The sequence below is a fragment of the Sedimenticola sp. genome (assembly GCF_050289425.1).
GTDB lineage: Bacteria > Pseudomonadota > Gammaproteobacteria > Chromatiales > Chromatiaceae > Sedimenticola.
The window spans coordinates 145,629-166,340 of sequence record NZ_JBNKFS010000003.1; the positions used below are offsets into that span (position 1 = coordinate 145,629).

The following is a 20,712-nucleotide window of genomic DNA, read 5'->3' on the forward strand; positions in this document are numbered from 1 at the left end:
CTTATATGGTATGCACAGGGTGCCGTTAAGCTGGGCTCATACAATAAAGCGGTTGTGGTTTCCGCTATCCTGGTTTGGCTGATGACTTGCGGTTCCGGTACCCGGATAGCCAATAATCAAAATATAGAATCAGAGGTATAACGGTCGATGGAGTCTGCTGTCTCATTGGAGAAGAAAGAAGCGGTGACGCCGGACAGAAAAAAGGCTTTAGCGGCGTTGATTTTTATCCTGCTGGCTATCGGTGTCTCAATCCAGGTTCCAACACTTCAGATCGCCTGGGTCAGTGCGCTCTTGTTACTCACTATCTACCTGTTCGCTTTCGAGGTGGTGGGAGTGGACGTGGCTGCCTTGACGGTGATGGTACTGTTGGGGCTCTCTAGTCTGTTTGCCCCGTTGATGGGCCTGTCCGAAGGTCTGGTCTCCACCGTCCATCTATTTGATGGTTTTTCCAGTAATGCGGTTATTTCGATCATTGCCGTTATGGTTATCGGTGCCGGCCTGGACAAGACCGGCTTGATGAGCAAGGTGGCGGGCATCATTCTCGATGCCGGGGGCAGTACCGAAAAACGCATTATCCCGATTATCTCAGGTACCGTGGCCTTCATCTCCTCGTTTATGCAAAACGTGGGGGCGGCCGCCCTGTTTTTACCGGTCGTCAGCCGTATTTCCGCTCGCTCCGGACTGCCGATGTCGCGGTTGCTGATGCCAATGGGGTTTTGCGCCATTCTCGGCGGTACCGTAACCATGGTCGGTTCTTCGCCGCTGATTTTGCTCAACGATTTGATTCTGACTTCAAACAAAGCGCTGCCGGTCGATCATCAGATGCAGGTCTGGTCACTGTTTTCGGTCACGCCGGTTGGTGTTGCACTGGTGGTTACCGGCATTGTCTATTTTGTCCTGGCGGGGCATTTAGTCCTACCCAGCGGCGGTAGCGAGAGCGGCACGACGGCGACCAACTCGATGGAGTATTTTCAGCGTATCTATGACATCGACTACGCCTTGTTTGAAGCGGTGGTGCCATCTGAGAGCGAACTGGTCGGCAAGATGTTGGACGATGTGGAGACCGATTATCGGATTCGCGTGATCGCCACCAAAGGGTCGAATGGGCGGATTCGTATCGGGCGTGGCGACCTGGGCCGGGATTTTGCCATTGAGGGCGGCATGGTACTGGGTGTGCTCGCTTCGCCAAAATGTCTGGCCGGGTTTGTGGAAAAGTTTGAGCTGCGCTTGCGCAACGGGCTCAAGTCGTTTGCCGAGTCACTGGCTTCGACTAAGGCCGGTATCGCCGAATTGGTTATTCCGCCCGGTTCTCAATTGATCGGCAAGAGTGCCCGGGATGTCTGGTTACGCAAGATCTACGGTGTTGCCATGGTGGCACTGCATCGCAATGGTGAGACACTGCGCGAAGGCGACCATATTCGCGATCTGCCCCTCAAGGCCGGCGATACGCTGGTGGTGCACACTACCTGGGAATCGCTGGCGCGGTTGGAGTCGGATCGTAACTTTGTCGTGGTCACGACAGAATATCCCCATGAAGAGACGCGCCCACAGAAAGTAGGTTGGGCCGGGCTGTTTTTCGCGATTGCCCTTTGTCTGGTTTTGTTTACTGATATTCGGCTCTCCATCGCCTTGCTGACCGGAGCGATCGGTATGGTACTTTCCGGGGTTCTGAAGATCGAGGAAGCGTACTCCGCTGTCTCCTGGAAGACGGTATTTCTGTTAGCCAGTTTGATTCCGCTCGGTCTGGCCGTGGAGACCAGCGGTACGGCAAAGTGGATTGCCGAACAGACAATATCTGTGGTGGGTGAGATGCCGATCTGGGTGATCCAGAGTGCCGTGGCGGCGTTGGCGACCTTCTTCACCCTGGTGATGTCCAATGTGGGCGCAACCGTACTGTTGGTCCCTCTGGCGGTTAATATTGCGATTGGAGTGGATGCCGATCCGGCGGTATTCGCGTTAACGGTGGCGATTGCCACGTCCAACTCTTTCCTTATTCCCACCCATCAAGTCAACGCCTTGATCATGGGTCCGGCCGGTTATCGTGTGGCGGATTTCATGCGTGCCGGCGGTGTCATGACGTTACTGTTTCTGCTGGTGATGATCGTCATGATGAATCTGTTGTATTGAACTTTCCTGGTTACCTTGCTGTATTCGTGCCTCCTCAAATAAGGGCGGCCACAGGGGGGCGCCCCTACAGGTATTCTGTGCCAGATGAAGATACCTGCAGGTGATGTACATTGATGTCTGAAAACGTTCAGAACAGGTGTGCGTTCAACCACAGGTGGACGAAGATGCTGACGAAGTAAGCCATTAGAATGACCGGGGTCCATTTCAGGTGGCTGAAAAAGGTGTACTGCCCGTTGGATTGCCCCATCAGGGCCACACCCGCCGCCGAGCCGATCGCTAGTAGCGAACCGCCGGTGCCGATACTGAAGGTCGCCAATAACCATTCTCCCTGAGACATGTCCGGCATCATCCCCAAGACGCTATACATGGTTGGGATATTCTCCAATACTGCCGATGATAACCCGAGGGTGACATTGGTGGCAGTAGCTCCCCACTGGCTGTACATAATATCGGATGCGCTGGCCAGATAGCCGATGTAGCCGAGCCCTCCGACCGAGAGTGCTACACCATAGATGAATAACAGGGTGTCCCATTCCACCCGCGCTACGCGGACAAAGATATCGAACGGGTTCTTGCTGTCGATGGGGACCGGTGAGGCGAGTTGTTCGGCATCTTCAACACCCTCTTCCTGCGGTTGGTGAGTCTTTTTCAGGTAGTAGCCAAAGATCTGCAGATAGGAGAGGCCGGTGAGCATGCCAATAACGGCGGGTAGGTGTAGCACTCCACGAAAAAAAACCGCCGTGGCGATGGCGCAAAAAAATAACAGGATAATGCGTCTTGCCCCACGCAGCATGCGCGTTGGCGTGCAAGTTGGGTTGATCTGTCCCTTGGGCAACACCAGGTGCATGGCGCAGGCGGGTATCAGGAAGTTGATAAGTGACGGGACGAACAGGTTGAAAAAGTTCCAAAACTCCAGGGAGCCAGAGCTGGTCTGTATATTTTGCTGCCACACCATCAAGGTGGTGATATCGCCAAACGGACTGAAGGCGCCGCCTGCGTTTGCGGCAATGACCACATTGAGGCAACCCAGGCTGATAAAGCGTCGATTATCCGGCTCGATGACCAGGATTAGGGCGCCCACCAGTAGCGCGCTGGCCAAATTATCCAAAAAAGGCGATAGCAGGAAGGTGACGATACCGCTGCTCCAGAATAGCCGGCGATAGGTGAGTCCATGATTGCACAGCCAGCCGCGTAACGCCTTGAAAACACGTCGTTCACCAAGGGCGTTGATGTAGGTCATCACGACCAGCATTAGCAGCATTAGCTCGGTATATTGCAACAGGCTGCGTCTTATCTCTAGTTCCGCCAAATGGCTGGTGCCGTTGTGGGTAGAAAACCAGCCGATCAAGATCCAGATGATGCCAGCGGAGAGCATAACCGGCTTCGATTTGCTGATCTCGGTGTACTCTTCGAGACTGACCAGGATGATCGCCAGGGCAAATATCGCCAAGGCCAGATAGCCGCTCCAGTGGCTTGCCATTTGTAGGGTAACTTGGCCCGACTCCATCGCCAGCGTGCTACTACTAACTGGCAATAAGGCCGTCAGGGTCAGCAATCGGAAGGTCCGTGTGATTCGCATAGTATCGAGAGTCGTCGCCTAAGCAGCCGACATGATAACGGATATTGCTGTGTCGGAACCACCGGCAGTGTCTACTGCCGGTGGCGAAGAGCAGGTATTAGAAAAGGGAGGCGTTGATCCACATATGGGCAAAGATGCTAGCGGCATATCCCAAGGCAATGGCTGGCATCCACTTCAGGTGTCCGAAGAAGGTGTAGAGTCCCCGAGCCTGTCCCATCAGGGCGACTCCGGCGGCCGAACCGATGGAGAGCAGTGACCCACCGACGCCAGCGGTAAGCGTGACCAGGAGCCATTGGCCCATGGACATGTCCGGTTGCATGGTGAGTACCGCGAACATCACCGGGATGTTATCGACGATGGCCGAGAGGATGCCTACGATGACGTTGGCGGTGGTGGGGCCTAGCTGTACATACATCAGTTCCGAGGTGAGCGTGAGATAGCCGATAAAGCCCAAACCGCCCACGCACAGCACCACCCCATAGAAGAACAGCAGGGTGTCCCACTCGGCGCGCGCCACCTTGCTGAATACATCGAAGGCGATGGGGTCGCCCATCTGGCCGTCATGCTCCAGTTCGGTGGCAACTTCGCCATTGCTTATGCCCTGCTCACGGTGGTAGGTCTTCTTCAGGTAGAAGCCGAACAGTTGCAGGTAGGCCAAACCGGTCAACATGCCGATCACCGGCGGCATATGCAGGAAGTTGTGGAAACTGACGGCGGTAATGATGGTCAGCAGGAACAGCACGATAATACGCCGCGCCCCACGCTTCATTGCTACCGCCTGGCCGCCGCCACTGGGCTGCTCACTGGGTACTGCGAAATGCATGATGGCGGCCGGCACCAGCCAATTGACCAGTGAGGGAATGAACAGGGAGAAGAAGCTGCCGAAGGCGACCACGCCCTGGGAGGTATGAATCCCTTTCTGCCATACCATCAGGGTGGTGATATCGCCGAACGGGCTGAAGGCACCGCCGGCATTGGCGGCCACCACAATGTTGATGCAGGCCAGCAGGACGAACTTGCTATTGCTACCGCCCACCGCCAGCACGACGGCACACATTAACAGCGCGGTGGTCAGGTTGTCGGCGACCGGTGAAATGAAGAAGGCCAATACACCGGTGATCCAGAACAGTTGTCGGAAACCGAAACCCTTGGCGACCAACCAGGAGCGCAGTGCCTCGAACACATTGCGTTCATCCATGGCGTTGATATAGGTCATCGCCACCAGCAGGAACAGCATCAGCTCGGCGTATTCCAGCAGATTGTGGCGTACCGCCGTTTCCGCCTCGTGGGTGAAGCCGTGGGCGGCATAATACCAGGCGATGATCGCCCAGATCAGGCCCGCCGCCAGGATCACAGGCTTGGATTTACGCAGATGGGTAAACTCTTCCGCCATCACCAGCAGGTAAGCCACGACAAACAGGGCGATTGAGGTGTAACCCACCCAGTGACCGGTCAGATCAACGCTGTGTTCGCCGGTGGCGGCGGCCAAGGCTGTGCCGGGAAGGGCCACCAGAAGGAAAAGTACGGATTTCAGGGCGTTACTCACAGCATTGCTCCTTAATCAAATGCCTAGCATAGGTTCAGGGATTGGGGCCGAATCGGTTAACGGAAGAGGCCACTCGACGTATCGGAGCGACGTTATACCATTTTAGGCCCGGGGTGTGGAGGCTGAAGCGTGAATATGTTTTGGGAAATCTCAGGGTTTGTCTTGGCGCCGCTATCTGGAAAAGAACAGATCGCCATAATAGGCATGGGCTTGCTGGCCTGAATTATCCGTGTCGGTCATGATAGCAATGACATCGATATAGTGTACCGTCGCACCGAAATAGCGCAGGAAATCGGCTTTGATATCGCGCCGTTCGCTGACCAGCACGTTGGGTTTGTCCATGGGAGATCTTAATGCAATCATCCTCGACTGCCCGCTGAAGGCGTTGGGCCAGGACGAACCGGTTGGCTGGCTACTTGACCAGACATAATTCAGCGCTTTGGTCCGCCACGGCATTAGGCCGCCCTCCAGTATCACATAGACGCGGGCGCTGTAGTCGTCACCGGCCTTGCTTTGTTCATTCATGACTGGCAGCGGCTTTTCAATCTGCCACTGCCAGTTGAGGTAGGGGGTGGCATCCAGGTCTATACGGATCTTTTTATACAGCCCCGATGCCGTGCCGTGGCTGCGTGCGCTGATCAACGGGATACCGTTCAGCGTGACCACCCGGTATTGGGTCTGGCCTTTGAACCGGTGTTCATTCCAGCCTGTCAGACCCTCTTTGGCTATATCGGATAGGTTGATCGGCGCGGCTGGCACCCGGGATGGGAGCGCGCCGATCAATAGCAGCGCGATGCAATAGACGCCTCGTTTCACTGCTCGCCGGCCGGCAGCATTTTACCGGGATTGAGGATGCCTTTCGGGTCGAATTGATGGCGGATGGCGTGCATCAACCGCAGGGTGGCGGGTTCGATCTCCCGGTCGACGAAATCACGCTTTTCCAATCCCACACCGTGTTCTCCCGACAAGGTGCCGCCCAGCTCCAGGACCAGGTCGAAGGTTTCGCTCAAACACTGGTGGGCACGCGCCATCCTCTCCGGATCATCCGGATCGGTGAGCAGATTGACATGGATATTGCCGTTACCGGCGTGACCGAAATTGACGATCTGAATGTGGTGGGTCTGCGACAACTGCTCCAATCCGCTAATCAGGTCGGGAATGCGTGAAACCGGCACTACCACATCCTCATTGATCTTTTTCGGAGCGATATTGCGCAGTGCCGGGGAGAGGGCTTTGCGGGTGCGCCACAGCCGCTCCACCTCTTCTTCGCTGTTTGCGATATCGATGTCGATGACCCCATCGACCCGGGCGGCCTCAATCACTGCCTGCATCGACTCATTGAGCCCGTGGGCCGGACCATCCACCTCAATCATCAGCAGTGCACCGACAGAGGCCGGCAGGTGGAGGTCCGAGTAATTGCGCACCATCTCTATCGAAGCGCCATCCATGAACTCCAGCGCACAAGGGGTGATCGGTTGGGCCATGATGGCGGAAACCGCCCTGGCCGCGGCATGCATGTCCCGATAGGTGGCCTGGAAAGTGGCTTTTGCCTCGGCCAGGGGGGTGAGCTTGAGAACAGCCTCGGTGATGATGGCCAGGGTCCCCTCCGAACCGATCAGCAGTCGCGTCAGGTCGTAACCCACAACACCCTTGGTGGTGTTGACGCCGGTGCGGATCTCTTCGCCGGCGCCGGTCACGGCGCGTAGTCCCAGGGTATTCTCCCGCGGGGTGTTGTATTTGACCGCGCGCGGTCCCGCCGAGTTATAAGCCAGGTTGCCGCCGACCGTGCAGACGGCCGCGCTGGTTGGATCGGGCGGCCAGAAGAAGCCGTTCGGTTTCAATGCCTGTTGCAGCGCTTGATTGGTTAATCCCGGTTGGACTCGGGCGATGCGGTTGGCGGGGTCGATCTCCAGGATCCGGTCCATCCTTTCCAGGGAGAGGACGATCCCGCCATGGTCTGGCACCGTGGCGCCGGTGGTGCCGGTGCCCTTGCCCCGGGCGATCAGCGGGATCCGGTGTTGATAGCAGAGTTTGACGATATCCCGCACCTGTTCATGGGTGGTGGCGAACAGCACCGCTTGCGGCAGGGCGTGGCGACGACTGTTGTCATAGCCGTAAGGCCAGCAATCCCCAGGATCGGTCAGCACCGAATCCGTGCCGACAATCGCGCTCAGCGCTTGGCACAAGTCGGCGCTGAGCGGGGAGGCTATTGCTTTAGAGGTATTCAAAGACCTTGACCACCTTTTTGACACCGCTCAGGTAACGGATTTTCTCCACCACGGCGGCTGCTTCTTCGGGTGTCACCATGCCCATCAGGTAGACAACGCCTTTTTCGGTGATCACTTTCACCCGCGTCGGATCAAACTGCGGCAGCTCGACATTAAATAACTCAATCTTTGCCTTGGAGGTGATCCAGCTATCCTGGCTCTGCTCGGTAAGGGTGGCGTTAGGACCGATCTGTATTTCGTTTACCGTGCGCTTGACCATCGGCGTTGCTGCTGCGATCTGCTCAAATTGGGCACTATAGGCGGCGTTTTCAGCTTGACCGGTAAGCAGTACCAGATGGTTATAACTGGTGGCGCTGAGGCTGCTATGTTCCCGCAGTTCCTTCTGGTGCAGCAGTTCGTTCATGATTTTAATGGTGATGGTTTTGTCATCCAGAACGGTGCCGGCCGAGCGGCGGTCGTGGACCACCGATGCGCCGGTGGCAGCGCCGCCGACGACAGCGGTGGCGCAACCCTGCAGCAGTGGCAGGGCGAGTGTTGAAACGACTATCAGGGTGAATATTCTTTTCATGGGGTTCTCCATTCTTCCTTTAGTTACCAAGGAGTTGTTTATCTATCAGATCACACAGGCAGTGGATGATCAGCAGGTGCGTTTCCAGGATGCGGGCGGTCGAATCGGCCGGTATGCAGATCTCTTCATCCCCTTCCTTTAGCAGGCTTGAGAGGCGGCCGCCATCCCTGCCATTGAGTGCAATTACCAGCATTTTTCTCTCGTGCGCCGCTTCAATGGCGGCGTTGATATTCTCCGAATTGCCACTGGTGGTGATGGCCAGTAACAGATCACCCGGGTGTCCCAGGGTGCGGATCTGTTTGGCGAAGACTTCATCATAATCGTAGTCATTGGCGATGGCGGTCAGCGTCGATGAATCTGTGGTCAGGGCCACGGCCGGTAAACCGGGTCGCTCCCTTTCAAAACGATTCAGCATAACCGATGAAAAGTGTTGGGCATTGCCGGCACTGCCGGCGTTGCCGCAAGTTAATATCTTACCTCCTTCGAGCAGCCTCCCGACAATCAGTTCGGCGCTCCTGGCAACGGGTTCGGCGACCACGGCCAGGGCTTCCATCTGCAGTTGCATACTCTGGTGGAAGGTGGCGTTGATTTGTTCGATCAGGTTCATCTACACAAGTTCCAGTTGAAAGGCATCACTTATCCACTCTATCTGCTCGACCTGCGCACCTGTCAGCGTCACCACGTCGAAACGGCAGGGTGTATCGTGGCGTTTTTCCCGGTTCAGATAGTGGTTGGCGGCGCGAATAATCTTTTTCTGTTTAGTAGTCGTGATGCTCTCGGCGGCTGAGCCAAAACGAGACTGCTTCCGGTAGCGCACCTCCACGAACACCAGTGTATCCCGATGTTGCATGATGATATCGATCTCCCCGGCGCGGCAGAGATAGTTGCGCTGCAGGGTGCGCAATCCCTGCTGTTCCAGGTATTGCTGGGCGCGTGTCTCGGCATCTTCGCCACTTTTCCTTCCTTGGAAAAAACGCCGCATTGTCTACTCGGCCGGCTTGAGCGTCGCCGCTCCCGCTGTCGGGATCACGCCTTTGCCTGATTCAGCCGCTTCGGGTGGCGGCGGTGAGGCAGTCTCAGTGGAGAGACTCTCCATCTCGTCCGTCACGCTGATCATACGGGGTGCATAGCCTATCGCCTTGGGGATACCTTTGTTCATCTCTGCCCACACCAGTTGGCGGTGGATTTGACGGATGTTATCCAGATACAGATTGCCGGTTTTTCCATCGATGGATTCCCGGGTTGAGGATTGCAGTCGTCCAAGGTGGGGCAGCAGGCGGAAGCTGTCGATGCCCATGGCGTAGAGGCGGCGATAGCTGCCTTGGCTATCAGGTAGAATGCGGGCCAGATTATCTCGGGATAGGGGGGTATCGCCTTCATTGGTCAGCAGCCAGGGGATATCGGGGAACTTGATCCCCTCCAGGTCCTGATCGTCATCCGGTGTGGGTGTGCCGTTGTAGATGCTGGAGGTGGCGTAGATCGGGATATCCGCGGCGTGATGGAATTGGAACTGGGGGCGGATCTGTCTCGCCTTGAGGGGATTGGCCGCCAGGAATATGAAGTCCGCATCCTCCCGGCGCCGCGGTTCAAACTCCAGCTTTTGGCCGAGCAGTTTTTGCAGACGGTTCCGGCGGATGCGGCTCTCGTCCAGATTCAGCAGCGCCTGGATAGCCCCGGAGAAGTCATTTTCTTTGGCATCATAGCGCTGCTGTTCACTCAACGTACCGCCCAAACGCTCCCAGCGATTGCGGAAGGCATTGAATACCCGGTCCCCCCAATCGCCCTTCGGGGTGAAAGCGATAGCCCGTGTGTGGCCGTCAAGCCAGGCGCGTTCAGCCGCTTGTCGCGCTTCATCTTCCGGAGCCAGCCCGAATTGGTAGAGTGTGACCGGCGGGGTGGTTTCCGGCGGTACCTGATTGAGGGCGAGTACCGGAATATCCAGTTCTCCGGCCCTGGCGAGTTGAGCCACTCCCTCTTTGTTCAGCGGGCCGATCACCATATCCGCGCCGGCGTCGACGGCCTGACGGTAGAGCGGCCAGGTATCGGCACTGTCGCTGCTGTCGTAAAACCGCAACTGCGGACGGGTTTCAACCGGCTGCTGGTAATAGGCGGCCATAAAACCATTCCGTAGCGCCTTGGCGGCCTTGGCATAGGGGCCCGATTCGGGCAACAGAATGGCCAAGTGATGCGGGCGCTGGTATTGGGCTTCCAGTTTCTGAAAGTAACCGTCCAGCAGTCCGGGAATGGCCGGGTGACTGGGGAAACGTTCTCTCCAGCCCTTCAGCTGCGCTTGAATGCGGTTGCTATCGCCCGTGTGTCCCTTGATGATTCTGGCCAGGGCCATCCAGCCCCCTTGGATACCGGGCGGGTTGGGTTGCAACAGATCGAGGGCTGTATCGGTCAGGGCAGTCAGGGTCTTGATGATCAACAGCTGGTTTTCCAGTCGCTTGTCTATGTCTTCGATCAGCAGATCCAGTTCGCCCAGTTCCCGGGCGCTTTCCAGCAGGTTGCCGGCCAGACGGAAGCCTTCAGCCCGATCACGATGGAAGCGTTGCTGCAGGGGCAGGCTGGTCTCCTCCGGAACGTCCTGGCTCAATAGCGCCATGGCTTCGTCGGGGCGATTTCTGCTCAGGGCCAATTCTGCCACCAACAGGCGTTTCTGGAAGTCCAGCCCGGGCAGCGTCTGCGTGTTGATCCGGTTTAACAGCACAGTGGCACGTTCGTTGTCCTCTGCCTGGAAATAGTTTTCCGCTGCTCTCAACAACAGCGCCTGATCACCGGGCGGCACGGTTTGCTGCGCTATCTGCTCGAGCAACGCCGCGGCAGCGGCATATTCACCGGCTTGCTCAAGGGCGGCGGCCTGCTCAAGTCGGGGATCGGTTTGGGTGTCGGTACCACGGATGCCTGGTCCGGGAACGCAACCGATAACCGTCAACAGAATAAGCAGTGAGAGGAGAAATTTAGTATGTCTTTGTTGCATGGTCGCTTTCAGGCAGGCAGGATTGAGCAAGACAGTATCTTTTTTTGGGGTGTGCCGTGTCAATGGATAAGGGTTGCTTGTATGTCGTCGCCATGCCTATAGGCAATCGTGACGATATAACGGAACGGGCAAAACAGATACTCGCCTCGGTGGATGTCATCGCAGCTGAAGATACCCGTCACAGCCGTCCGCTGTTGCAGTTTCTGGGGATCGATACGCCTTTGCTGGCGCTGCACGAACACAATGAACAGAAACGGATGGGGAGCTTGATCGAGCAACTGACCGCCGGCGGGACCATTGCCCTGATCTCAGATGCCGGTACCCCGCTGATCAGCGATCCCGGCTTCCCTCTGGTACGGGCGTGTCAGCAGGCGGATATACGCGTTGTCCCCATACCGGGCCCCAGCGCGTTGGTCTGCGCCTTGTCGGCGGCGGGTCTGCCAACAGACCGCTTTCTGTTTGAGGGGTTTCCTGCAAGAACCGGGGCGGCCAGGCGTGAACAGTTTACCCGGCTTAAGGATGCGGAAATGACGCTGATCTTTTATGAATCCAGCCATCGAATCAGCGATTGCCTGACCGATATGGCACAGGTATTTGGAGAGGAGCGTCCGGCGGTTGTGGCGCGTGAATTGACCAAGTTGCATGAAACGATTCTTTCATACCCATTGGGCCAGTTAGTCGAGGTTTTATCCAAAGACCCGCACCAGCAGAAGGGTGAGTTTGTGGTGCTGGTCGCCGGTGCGGTGCGCAATGAGGACGCTATCGAGCCTGAGACGCAACGTATATTGAGCCTGTTGCTCGAAGAGTTGCCGACCAAGCAGGCAGCCGTTTTGGCTTCCCGCATTACCGGGGCAAAAAAGAACCGGCTCTATCAAGTGGCGTTGGAATTGGCGGAGAAAGAGTAGCCGCCCTGATCGGGAGGGCGGCCTGAAAATCAGCTACCGCGCTTTGGGTGGATCTCGATCTTTTTGGCGCGTTTTGCCTCGACCTTTGGAATGATCACTTCCAGTACGCCATCCTTGCCACTGGCTTTGATCAGTTCGGGGTCGGTGTTGTCCGGCAGGCTAAAACGCCGGTAAAAACTGCCATAAGAACGTTCAACCCGCTTGAATCCCTCTTTGTTTTCAGTTACCTCGTGATGCTTTTCGCCTTTGATGGTCAACATGCCGTCTTCCATGGTGAGCTCGATCTTGTCCGGCTCGACGCCCGGTATATCGGCGTGTAATACATAGCGGTCGTCTTCTTCCTTGATGTCAATGGCGGGGGTCCAATCGCCACCCACCATACTGGAATCGTCACCTTTGGCGAGCGGGTTGCGGTTGAGTTCATCCTGCCACAGCTTCATCAGCTGCCAGGGGTCGGATGTTAAGCGTGCCATTTCATACCTCCTTTAATTCAGCTATCCCTACTGGAAATATAGGGTGGGTTTTGCCGGAATCAAGGGGAGTATCGAGTGGTTGGCTTGAGATAGGACAAGAAAAAGCGCCTCCCCGGGGGGTGGGGAGGCGCCGGACTTCATCGGGGGAGTTGTTAGCCGGCAAGATTCGCCGAGACATATTCCCAGTTGACAATGCCCCAAATCGATTCCAGATACTTGGGACGGGCATTGCGGTAATCGATGTAGTAGGCGTGTTCCCAGACATCAATCGTTAGCAGCGGGGTTTTTCCGTCGGTCATCGGATTGGCCGCATTGGAGGTGTTGACGATGGCCAGGCTGCCGTCGCTGTTTTTTACCAGCCAGGTCCACCCGGAGCCGAAATTGCCGGCAGCGGAGGCGGAAAACTGCTTCTTGAACTCATCCATGGAACCAAAAGCGCTGTCTATAGCGGCGGACAGTTCGCTGCTGGGTGCGGTGCCGCCGGGGCAGAGGCAGTTCCAGTAAAAAGTGTGGTTCCAGATCTGGGCAGCGTTGTTGAACAGGCCACCGGAGGCTTTGAGCACGATATCCTCTAGGGAAGCACCTTCAAACTCCGTACCCTTTACCAGATTGTTCAGGTTAGTCACATAGGTTTGATGGTGCTTGCCGTAGTGATATTCCAGGGTCTCTTTGGAGAGAACCGGTTCCAGGGCATCCTGGGCGTAAGGCAATGGGGGCAGTTCGTATGTCATGGTGTATCTTCCTTAACATGTAGAGTGAATGAAAATTAAAATTGTAATAACATAGTATTTTACTTGGTATTATAATACCAGTTCTAAATTTTGATTCAATACCCTCTCTTGAGTAAGCCTACCTATAGTGTGTGGATGCCGGCAGGGCAAGGTTATAATGGCTTAGATCAATAACGGTTCGGGTACTTCGTGCCGATGAACAGAAGTGTAAGGCAGGAAACGGTTAATGTGCGGAATATGTGGTGAACTACGTCTCGATGACGGTCGGCCGGATCTGGCTGCAATAGCCAGAATGACGGGTAGACTGGAAAGTCGGGGGCCCGATCATGAGGGTACCTACAGCGATGGGCCGCTCGCCTTCGGGCATCGGCGTCTCGCCATAATCGATCTCTCGGAACGGGCCAATCAGCCCATGGTCGATCAAGAGTTGGGATTGGTGTTGGTGTTCAACGGCACTATCTATAACTACCCATCTCTGCGGGAAACGTTGAAGCAGAAGGGCTATCACTTCTATTCGGACGGAGACAGTGAAGTCATCCTTAAGGCATGGCACGCCTGGGGTGAGCGATGTGTCGATCAGTTGCAGGGGATGTTTGCCTTTGCCATTTGGGACCAAGCCAAAAAGCAGCTGTTCATGGCCAGGGACCGGATGGGCATCAAGCCGTTGTACTACAGCCACAACGAAAACCGGCTCCGCTTTGCCTCCAATATGCAAGCGCTGTTGGCGGCCGGCGATGTCGATACTTCGTTGGACCCCGCTGCCTTGCACCACCAATTTACGCTGCATGCGGTCGTGCCGGCGCCGCGTACCATCTTGCAGGGCGTACGCAAATTGACGCCGGGCCATTCGCGGCTTGTCGATGTGGATGGAAAGGTGACGGAAAGACGCTACTGGCAGCTTACCGCTACCCGTCCGGCCGAGCCGCGTAGCGATGCTGAGTGGCTGGAAGCGATCCATGATTCGCTGCGTCAGGCGGTGCATAAACGTAATCAGATTTCTGATGTGCCAGTGGGGGTTTTACTGTCAGGTGGACTCGATTCCAGTTTACTAGTGGCGCTGCTGGCGGAGGCCGGCGTCTCGGATCTGCGTACTTTTTCGGTCGGTTTTGAAGATCATCCGGATGAAAAAGGCAGCGAGTTCGAATACTCCGACCAGGTGGTGGAACGTTATGCCACGCGTCACCACAAGTACCTGGTTCCCAACGCGGAGGTGTTACAGCGTTTACCGGGGGCGGTGGATGCCATGGCCGAACCGATGTTTGGTCAGGATGCGGTGGCCTTCTACCTGTTGTCCGAACAGGTCTCCAAGCAGATCAAGGTGGTTCAGTCAGGCCAGGGGGCGGATGAAGTGTTTGGTGGATACTTTTGGTATCCACGGATGATGGCGGAACAACAGGGCACGCCGGTAGAGCGTTTTGCCCGGCACTATTTCGACCGCGATCATGAAGAGTATTTGCGTATGGTGGCACCTGCGTTCAGATGTGAGGATTACACCAGCCAGCGTGTGGCCGAATTGCTTGACGAGCCGGGCACGGACAGCTTCATGGATGCGGTACTGCGCATGGATGTGACGACCTTGATTGTGGATGACCCGGTGAAGCGGGTCGACAATATGACCATGGCCTGGGGTTTGGAAGCGAGGGTGCCGTTCCTCGATCAGCAACTGGTGGAATTGGCGGCGCAATGCCCCCCCGAGCTGAAATTGCGGGAGGGTGGCAAGTATCCGCTGAAGGCGATGGCCAGAGGGCTGCTGCCCGATGCGGTGATCGATCGGCCCAAGGGTTATTTTCCGATGCCGGCGCTCAAATATGTCCGGGGTGATTTTCTGCACTTTATGCGGGATATCCTGGAGTCGACCGCCTGCCGCCAGCGCGGTCTCTATTCGCGAGCCTATATCGATTTGCTGCTCTCCGCTCCGGAGATGCACCACACCCGGCTGCTCGGCAGTAAGCTCTGGCATCTCGCTTTGTTGGAATACTGGTTACAGCGTAACGTAGATGGGGTTTGAACCGGGGCTCCTGTTGGGAAACCTAATAATGAAGTAAGGACTTAAGGGGTAACTTTATGTTTTCTATGATTATTACGCTTCATCTGCTCGGTGTGATTGTTTGGGTTGGCGGTATGTTTTTTGCCCATATGGCATTGCGTCCCGCTGCGATTGAGGTACTGGAGCCCCCCCAGCGCCTGCCGCTGATGAAACGTACACTGGATCGCTTTTTTCCCTGGGTCTGGGTATCTATTGGATTGATTCTGGCCAGTGGTTATGGGATTTTGATCGGTATTTTGGGTGCCAACGCCGGTATTCATGTCCATATTATGCACAGCATCGCCCTGATTATGGTGGCCCTGTTCTGCTACATCTATTTTCTTCCCTACCGTCAGATGGGGCAGGCGCTACAGGCCGGGGATCTGCCTCAGGCCGGTGTGCAGCTGATGGCTATCCGCCGGATAATCGGTATCAATCTGATTCTTGGTTTGGTGACAACCATTATTGGTGCAGCCAAGCCCTTTTAGGGATTGAACCAACGGCGTAGAGTGGAATCCAAGCTTGGGTCCGGGCGGCGACCTTGAAATCGTGTATAGGTGGCCCAATATGCGCCCAGAGTCAGTATTAACTTAGAGGTGAATGATGGACGTTTTGGAGCGAATCAAAGAGCAGGTAGAGAATAACCCGATCGTGCTTTACATGAAGGGGACTCCACAGTTTCCTCAGTGTGGCTTCTCTTCCCGCGCAGCTGCGGCACTACAGGACTGCGGCGTAGAATTCGCTTATGTCAACGTACTGTCAGATCCGGAGATTTTTGAGAATCTGCCCCGTTATGCCGATTGGCCGACTTTCCCGCAACTCTATATCAATGGCGAATTGGTAGGTGGATGTGACATCACCCTGGAGCTGCATCAGACCGGCGAGCTACAGAAGATGACCGCCGAGGCGGCCGGCAAATAACCGGTCTCGTTTAGTTAAAGCCGGTACGCAGCAGTGCGTACCGGCTTTTTTGTTCCAGGATAGGGTGGGTGAAATAAAGCAGGAACCGGAGGCGTAACTGTTTCCCGTTCTCCTGTATGGCCGCTGGATGCTAGGATTGCCAGGGGTGTTCAGGCGCTTGTTGCTGCCACTGATTCACTATCCTGCAGAACAGTTCTGCGGTCTTTTCAGTGTCATAGATGGCCGAATGGGCTTCGCTGTTATCCCACTCCAATCCTGCTGCCATTGCGGCTTTGGCGAGAACGGTTTGGCCAAATGCCAGACCCGACAGGGAAACTGTATCAAAGGTGCTGAACGGGTGAAACGGATTGCGTTTTATACCCGCGCGCGCTACGGCCGCGTTGAGAAAACCGAGATCAAAGAACGCGTTGTGACCAACCAGTATCGCGCGGTTGCAGCCGCTTTCTTTCACGGCTTTGCGAATCGGCGTGAAGATTTCATTCAGCGCCTGCTTTTCCGGTAGCGCGTTGCGAAAAGGGTGATTGGGATCGATGCCGTTGAATTCCAGCGCTTTGGGTTCCAGGTTGGCGCCGGGAAAAGGTACGACATGGCGAGCGTGGCAGGGAGTGGTGTGCAGCATCCCGTTTTCATCCATTACCAGGATGACCGCTGCTATCTCAAGTAGTGCGTCGGTTTCGGCATTGAAGCCGGCGGTCTCTACGTCAACCACGACGGGGAGAAATCCACGGAAGCGTTGGGCGATAGCTGGATTGATGGGGTAGTCAGTCATAGCGGCACAGGATAATGGAATCGACCGCGGTTTTCGATCAGAACATCCGCTTCACGTGAAAATTGTCCGCGTATCTTGTCAGGGTGTTATCCGGTTCGAGATACCGTACCCTATGACATGCCATCAACCTGTACGGGCGGTCGCGCACCGGTATAAACAGCCGAGATGGGAAACGGATTTTAGAATTAAGAGTAAGTGTCTATGAGAGGGAGCCGATTACCACAACGACTGGGTCGCCTGTTAATACTCTGTGTATTGGTTGCTGCCTGGACGCTAAACCTGAATGCAGCGGAACTCCCCTTCGCGCAGGGATTGCTGTTCCAGATCGAGCGCGGGGGTGACCCGGTGGGCTATCTGTTTGGCACCATCCATTCGGAGGATAAGCGGGTGCTGGTTTTGCCTGAACCGGTGGAGCAAGCTTTTATCCATTCATCCAGGCTGTATGTCGAAGTGGATATGGCCGCCACCAATCTGCTCTCCTCAATGGCCGGGATGTTGCTTGATGATGGTCGGGTTATTGCCGATATCCTTGAGCCGGAGCTGTATCGGGAGACCGTGGTGGCGGCGGCAAAGTTGGGTCTTCCCGAGGTGGCGCTGCAACACTACAAGCCCTGGGCGCTGGCCATGCTACTGAGTCTGCCTCCGTCTGAAACCGGTCAGTTTCTTGATTTGGTACTGTATCAGCGGGCGCAGTCGCTGAGCATGGAGGTGGCCGGCCTGGAGACGGTGCGGGAGCAGTTGGATCTGTTCGATAGCTTGCCGGAATCGGATCAGGTGACTTTATTGCGAGATGCGCTAAATAATCTGGAGCAACTGCCGACAATCTACCAAGCGTTGCTTGACCACTACCTCAAGCGGGACTTGCAGGGACTGGTTGAGATCAATGAACGGTTAACCGAGGGGAGTGTCGCTGAACTGGCTGAGCGCTTTCAGATCAAGGCGATTGACGAGCGCAATCAGCGCATGGTCAACAGGCTTGAGGCGGCATTGGTAAAAGGCGGCGTTTTTGTGGCAGTGGGTGCCCTACACCTGCCGGGTGAGCAGGGCATGCTCCGTTTGCTGGAGAGGCGCGGCTATCGAATCATCAGAAAATACTGATAATTCAGTTTTATAGGTGTGCCATAAAGTCAAATATGATAAATTTCGCCTCTGTTTGGGGCACGATTTCGCACCACGTTTTAAACGTCAAACATCTAGATCTGTTAAGGATAAGAAAAAATGAAGGGTGAGCGTCTTTTCAAGCGGTTGAGGATCACACTGCTTACGCTAATGGCGGCTGTTTTGTCCGGCTGCGCCACGACGGGTGATTATCAGGATCCGCGTGACCCTATTGAAGGGTTCAACCGCGCGATGTACTCATTTAACGAGGGCCTGGACGACATCCTGATGAAGCCGCTGGCCAAGGGCTATAAGGCGATTACTCCGGCCCCTGTCGATACCGGCATCAGCAACTTCTTTGGCAATCTTGCCGACGTCGGCTCGGCTATCAATAATCTGCTGCAGTTTAAGTTGGAGCGTGCCGCCACGGATGTGGGACGGGTGCTGGTTAACTCCACCATCGGCCTGCTCGGCTTTATCGATGTGGCCAGCAACATGAACATGCAGAAGTATGGTGAAGACTTTGGTCAGACGATGGGTGCCTGGGGTATGGATCCGGGGCCCTATATCGTGTTGCCGTTTTTCGGTCCAAGTAGCGGCCGCGATACCGTGGGCTTGGTGGTCGACTGGTATACCGACCCGGTTCGCTACGTTAAACCCAATCACTGGCGCAATAGTCTGATTGGTCTTCGGGCTATTGATACCCGCGCTGATCTGTTGAGCGCCAGTCGAGTGCTGGAAGAGGCGGCGCTTGATCCCTATGAGTTTCAACGTGACGCCTATCTGCAGAAGCGCCGCAATGACGTATATGATGGGGCGCCACCGCCGGAACCGATGGAATAAAACAGGTAAAACCCACCCCTTCCAGGCGAAGGGGTTTTTTTTGTCCAGGGATGGACTTATGCCGCGGAGCACAGGGATGTGCAGGAGCGGCTTTGTCCAGGAGGGCTGGCACAGGGACCTGCCCCTTCGGGTTGCTGTGGTGGTTATTTCGAGTCCGGCATAGGGGCAACCCCCCGTGGTTGCCCGCTCTCACCCGATATCCGGGAATCGTCTAGGCATCTGGTCCTATCCCTCCGGTTTCTGCGGCGGTTGTTCCCGATCCTATCAGGGCCGGCTTTTGCCTCATATGCAGCAAAGGCCGCGACTCCAGGGGTGGGGTAATATTCCGAAGCAGACGTTGTTGTGCGTGGCTTTAGAGAGCATATTCTCCGGCGCAATGCAGACGGTTCCGCGAATGCAAACCGATAAATAATACAAATAGACATATAAATATCATCCATTATACAAATTAAGTAAATACTAATATTCTGTAATGCAAGAAAGCAACGTAGTATCAAGGCTTTCCCATTGGAGATAGAAACGATTTCAATTTAATGGAGAGATACGATGAACAAATTTGTTAAAGCTGCTGCAATCGCTGCCTTGTTGGCTTCTTCCGCTTCTGCTTCTGCCTGGTGGGGCGGTCCTTGGGGCGGTGGTCCGTGGAACGGTCTGGGCGATGGATTTGGTGACGGATCCGGTGACTTCAATATGAATTTCAGCGGTCGTAGCAACGTCTACGGCAACGGTCGCGGTTACGGTTACAACAACCCGTACTACGGTTATGGCCCCTATGGCTATGGTGCACCTTACGGTTATGCCCCCTATGGCGCACCGTACGGTTATGCCCCTTACGGTTATCCGGTAGCCCCCGTAGCCCCTCAGGCTGCTCCGGCCCCTGCTCCTGCGAAGTAAGTCAGGCTCGGCAGAGTGATAACCCTCCAGGGAAGGGTGAGGTACAAGGACGTACCCGAATTACTGTAAACGGTCCCGGTTTCGCGCGGCCTGGTTGTGTGGGCTACAGCCTCACGACACGCAGCGATGAAGGGGTTGGGTAACAACAACGGAAGGATTTTGATGATGAAAAAGATTGCAACTCTGGTCGCGGCGGCGGCCCTTTCAACAGCGTCCATGACGGTCAGTGCTTGGTGGGGTGGCCCCTGGGACGGTCTGGGTGACGGCTTCGGAAATGGCGTGGGTGACGGTTCATTCAGCATGAACTTCAGTGGAAGCAGTCGTTTTTCAGGCTATGGTGACGGCTATGGTTATAACCAGCCCTACTACGGCTATCCCTACTATGGTGCCTATGCGCCGGTTGCTCCGCTGACCGAAGAGCAGCAAAAGGCGATGCAGCAACAGCAGCAAGCGTTTGCCGAGCAACAAGCGAAAGCCATGCAGGAGGCAGTAGAGGCGCAGCGTAAGTTCGCCGAACAGTTTGCTGCTCAGCCGCAGCCTTTTGCGGCACCTGCCAGCCCGCGTTTTGAACTGCCGGCCGATATTCAGGCGCGCAGGGACGAAATGCAGAAACAGATGGAAGCCCGGCGAGCTGAGGTGATGAAGCGTGTCGAAGCGCAACGCGCCTCCGCCAAAGAGCAACACGACGCCCTGCGTAAAGAGATGGACGCGCGTCAAACCCGTCGCGATATCTGATTGTTGATATACCTTACAGGGGGCAACCCCTGTCATGGCTAAAAAAGCACCTGAGCGAATCGCTGCAGGTGCTTTTTTTTTGTCCAGGGATTTGCGGGAGCGGCTTTGGAAAGGGATGGACTTATGCCGCGGACAACTCCAGGGATGGAGGAGGTAGAGCGAAGCACGCAGCCAGAGCCGAGCACAGGAAGTGTCGCTGCGAGGGCGGCATCATCCGATGCCGCGCGGTGATGTTCCTCTCTTGAGTGCTCGTCTATTACCCATCTACTCCTGATGTTAGGTGCCCGCC

The 20,712-nt window shown here is 55.8% G+C and carries 20 protein-coding genes; 9 read left to right on the forward strand and 11 right to left on the reverse strand.

Annotation, left to right across the window (positions count from 1 at the left end):
- Positions 1-147: 147 nt before the first annotated feature.
- The gene (locus ACQY5R_RS02990; protein ID WP_428604297.1) at positions 148-2,127 is read left to right on the forward strand and encodes an SLC13 family permease; all 1,980 of its coding nucleotides are present in this window, start codon (positions 148-150) and stop codon (positions 2,125-2,127) included.
- 127 nt (positions 2,128-2,254) lie between these two features.
- Here ACQY5R_RS02990 and nhaD (ACQY5R_RS02995) read toward each other — a convergent pair whose 3' ends face one another.
- The 8 genes from nhaD (ACQY5R_RS02995) to ACQY5R_RS03030 all read right to left on the reverse strand — a co-directional run bounded on the left by nhaD (ACQY5R_RS02995) (position 2,255) and on the right by ACQY5R_RS03030 (position 11,028).
- Complete coding sequence (gene nhaD / locus ACQY5R_RS02995) at positions 2,255-3,706, reverse strand: sodium:proton antiporter NhaD (protein ID WP_428604300.1); 1,452 nt, start codon at positions 3,704-3,706, stop codon at positions 2,255-2,257.
- Positions 3,707-3,803: 97 nt separating this feature from the next.
- Positions 3,804-5,252: a sodium:proton antiporter NhaD gene (gene nhaD, locus ACQY5R_RS03000; RefSeq protein ID WP_428604303.1), complete on the reverse strand. Its 1,449-nt coding sequence runs from the start codon at positions 5,250-5,252 to the stop codon at positions 3,804-3,806.
- A gap of 171 nt (positions 5,253-5,423) precedes the next feature.
- A complete protein-coding gene (locus ACQY5R_RS03005; protein WP_428604306.1) occupies positions 5,424-6,068 on the reverse strand; it encodes a DUF3047 domain-containing protein in 645 nt (214 codons plus the stop codon).
- Positions 6,065-7,480, reverse strand: coding sequence for an FAD-binding oxidoreductase (locus tag ACQY5R_RS03010; RefSeq protein ID WP_428604308.1), 1,416 nt, complete (start codon positions 7,478-7,480; stop codon positions 6,065-6,067). The genes ACQY5R_RS03005 and ACQY5R_RS03010 overlap by 4 nt, the downstream gene beginning before the upstream one ends.
- Positions 7,467-8,048 (reverse strand): BON domain-containing protein, encoded by a 582-nt coding sequence (locus ACQY5R_RS03015; protein ID WP_428604311.1) that lies wholly within the window; start codon positions 8,046-8,048, stop codon positions 7,467-7,469. The genes ACQY5R_RS03010 and ACQY5R_RS03015 overlap by 14 nt, the downstream gene beginning before the upstream one ends.
- 19 nt (positions 8,049-8,067) lie before the next feature.
- Positions 8,068-8,655, reverse strand: coding sequence for a phosphoheptose isomerase (locus ACQY5R_RS03020; RefSeq protein ID WP_428604314.1), 588 nt, complete (start codon positions 8,653-8,655; stop codon positions 8,068-8,070).
- Positions 8,656-9,030, reverse strand: a complete 375-nt coding sequence (locus ACQY5R_RS03025; RefSeq protein WP_428604317.1) for a YraN family protein — start codon at positions 9,028-9,030, stop codon at positions 8,656-8,658.
- A 3-nt stretch (positions 9,031-9,033) separates the two neighbouring features.
- Positions 9,034-11,028, reverse strand: a complete 1,995-nt coding sequence (locus tag ACQY5R_RS03030) for a penicillin-binding protein activator (protein ID WP_428604320.1) — start codon at positions 11,026-11,028, stop codon at positions 9,034-9,036.
- 62 nt (positions 11,029-11,090) lie between these two features.
- Here ACQY5R_RS03030 and rsmI point away from each other — a divergent pair, with 62 nt between their 5' ends.
- Entirely contained in the window at positions 11,091-11,933 is an 843-nt protein-coding gene (gene rsmI / locus ACQY5R_RS03035) for a 16S rRNA (cytidine(1402)-2'-O)-methyltransferase (protein WP_428604321.1), read from the forward strand.
- 29 nt (positions 11,934-11,962) lie between these two features.
- Here the strand turns inward: rsmI and ACQY5R_RS03040 are convergent, their stop codons facing one another.
- Positions 11,963-12,406 (reverse strand): Hsp20/alpha crystallin family protein, encoded by a 444-nt coding sequence (locus tag ACQY5R_RS03040; protein ID WP_428604324.1) that lies wholly within the window; start codon positions 12,404-12,406, stop codon positions 11,963-11,965.
- A 152-nt stretch (positions 12,407-12,558) separates the two neighbouring features.
- Positions 12,559-13,137 carry a superoxide dismutase gene (locus ACQY5R_RS03045; protein WP_428604326.1) on the reverse strand — a complete coding sequence of 193 codons (579 nt, stop codon included), beginning with the start codon at positions 13,135-13,137 and terminating at the stop codon, positions 12,559-12,561.
- A 226-nt stretch (positions 13,138-13,363) separates the two neighbouring features.
- On the opposite strand from ACQY5R_RS03045, the gene ACQY5R_RS03050 reads away from it, so the two are divergent.
- The 3 genes from ACQY5R_RS03050 to grxD all read left to right on the forward strand — a co-directional run bounded on the left by ACQY5R_RS03050 (position 13,364) and on the right by grxD (position 16,084).
- On the forward strand, positions 13,364-15,145 hold the full coding sequence (locus tag ACQY5R_RS03050; RefSeq protein ID WP_428604327.1) for an N-acetylglutaminylglutamine amidotransferase: 1,782 nt from the start codon (positions 13,364-13,366) through the stop codon (positions 15,143-15,145).
- Between the two features lie 56 nt (positions 15,146-15,201).
- Positions 15,202-15,651 carry a CopD family protein gene (locus ACQY5R_RS03055; protein WP_428604330.1) on the forward strand — a complete coding sequence of 150 codons (450 nt, stop codon included), beginning with the start codon at positions 15,202-15,204 and terminating at the stop codon, positions 15,649-15,651.
- 115 nt (positions 15,652-15,766) lie between these two features.
- On the forward strand, positions 15,767-16,084 hold the full coding sequence (grxD, locus tag ACQY5R_RS03060) for a Grx4 family monothiol glutaredoxin (protein ID WP_428604494.1): 318 nt from the start codon (positions 15,767-15,769) through the stop codon (positions 16,082-16,084).
- A gap of 130 nt (positions 16,085-16,214) precedes the next feature.
- On the opposite strand, the gene rnt is transcribed toward grxD, so the two are convergent.
- Positions 16,215-16,853: a ribonuclease T gene (gene rnt / locus ACQY5R_RS03065; RefSeq protein ID WP_428604332.1), complete on the reverse strand. Its 639-nt coding sequence runs from the start codon at positions 16,851-16,853 to the stop codon at positions 16,215-16,217.
- 201 nt (positions 16,854-17,054) lie between these two features.
- Between rnt and ACQY5R_RS03070 the strand changes: the two genes are divergently transcribed.
- The 4 genes from ACQY5R_RS03070 to ACQY5R_RS03085 all read left to right on the forward strand — a co-directional run bounded on the left by ACQY5R_RS03070 (position 17,055) and on the right by ACQY5R_RS03085 (position 20,423).
- The gene (locus ACQY5R_RS03070) at positions 17,055-17,951 is read left to right on the forward strand and encodes a TraB/GumN family protein (RefSeq protein ID WP_428604334.1); all 897 of its coding nucleotides are present in this window, start codon (positions 17,055-17,057) and stop codon (positions 17,949-17,951) included.
- Between the two features lie 120 nt (positions 17,952-18,071).
- A complete protein-coding gene (locus ACQY5R_RS03075; RefSeq protein ID WP_428604337.1) occupies positions 18,072-18,794 on the forward strand; it encodes an MlaA family lipoprotein in 723 nt (240 codons plus the stop codon).
- Between the two features lie 546 nt (positions 18,795-19,340).
- The gene (locus ACQY5R_RS03080) at positions 19,341-19,688 is read left to right on the forward strand and encodes a sulfur globule family protein (RefSeq protein WP_428604339.1); all 348 of its coding nucleotides are present in this window, start codon (positions 19,341-19,343) and stop codon (positions 19,686-19,688) included.
- 165 nt (positions 19,689-19,853) lie between these two features.
- On the forward strand, positions 19,854-20,423 hold the full coding sequence (locus ACQY5R_RS03085; protein WP_428604342.1) for a sulfur globule family protein: 570 nt from the start codon (positions 19,854-19,856) through the stop codon (positions 20,421-20,423).
- The last annotated feature ends 289 nt before the right edge of the window (positions 20,424-20,712 follow it).

What these genes read in the sequence shown, in the direction of transcription:
- ACQY5R_RS03080 (WP_428604339.1), top strand. Translation starts at nt 19,341, where the DNA reads ATGAACAAATTTGTTAAAGCTGCTGCAATCGCTGCCTTGTTGGCTTCT.
- ACQY5R_RS03030 (WP_428604320.1), bottom strand. Translation starts at nt 11,028, where the DNA reads ATGCAACAAAGACATACTAAATTTCTCCTCTCACTGCTTATTCTGTTG.
- nhaD (WP_428604300.1), bottom strand. Translation starts at nt 3,706, where the DNA reads ATGCGAATCACACGGACCTTCCGATTGCTGACCCTGACGGCCTTATTG.
- ACQY5R_RS03025 (WP_428604317.1), bottom strand. Translation starts at nt 9,030, where the DNA reads ATGCGGCGTTTTTTCCAAGGAAGGAAAAGTGGCGAAGATGCCGAGACA.
- rnt (WP_428604332.1), bottom strand. Translation starts at nt 16,853, where the DNA reads ATGACTGACTACCCCATCAATCCAGCTATCGCCCAACGCTTCCGTGGA.
- ACQY5R_RS03085 (WP_428604342.1), top strand. Translation starts at nt 19,854, where the DNA reads ATGAAAAAGATTGCAACTCTGGTCGCGGCGGCGGCCCTTTCAACAGCG.
- rsmI (WP_428604321.1), top strand. Translation starts at nt 11,091, where the DNA reads ATGGATAAGGGTTGCTTGTATGTCGTCGCCATGCCTATAGGCAATCGT.
- grxD (WP_428604494.1), top strand. Translation starts at nt 15,767, where the DNA reads ATGGACGTTTTGGAGCGAATCAAAGAGCAGGTAGAGAATAACCCGATC.
- ACQY5R_RS03050 (WP_428604327.1), top strand. Translation starts at nt 13,364, where the DNA reads ATGTGCGGAATATGTGGTGAACTACGTCTCGATGACGGTCGGCCGGAT.
- ACQY5R_RS03015 (WP_428604311.1), bottom strand. Translation starts at nt 8,048, where the DNA reads ATGAAAAGAATATTCACCCTGATAGTCGTTTCAACACTCGCCCTGCCA.
- ACQY5R_RS03045 (WP_428604326.1), bottom strand. Translation starts at nt 13,137, where the DNA reads ATGACATACGAACTGCCCCCATTGCCTTACGCCCAGGATGCCCTGGAA.
- ACQY5R_RS02990 (WP_428604297.1), top strand. Translation starts at nt 148, where the DNA reads ATGGAGTCTGCTGTCTCATTGGAGAAGAAAGAAGCGGTGACGCCGGAC.
- ACQY5R_RS03070 (WP_428604334.1), top strand. Translation starts at nt 17,055, where the DNA reads ATGAGAGGGAGCCGATTACCACAACGACTGGGTCGCCTGTTAATACTC.
- ACQY5R_RS03055 (WP_428604330.1), top strand. Translation starts at nt 15,202, where the DNA reads ATGTTTTCTATGATTATTACGCTTCATCTGCTCGGTGTGATTGTTTGG.
- ACQY5R_RS03075 (WP_428604337.1), top strand. Translation starts at nt 18,072, where the DNA reads ATGAAGGGTGAGCGTCTTTTCAAGCGGTTGAGGATCACACTGCTTACG.
- ACQY5R_RS03040 (WP_428604324.1), bottom strand. Translation starts at nt 12,406, where the DNA reads ATGGCACGCTTAACATCCGACCCCTGGCAGCTGATGAAGCTGTGGCAG.
- ACQY5R_RS03020 (WP_428604314.1), bottom strand. Translation starts at nt 8,655, where the DNA reads ATGAACCTGATCGAACAAATCAACGCCACCTTCCACCAGAGTATGCAA.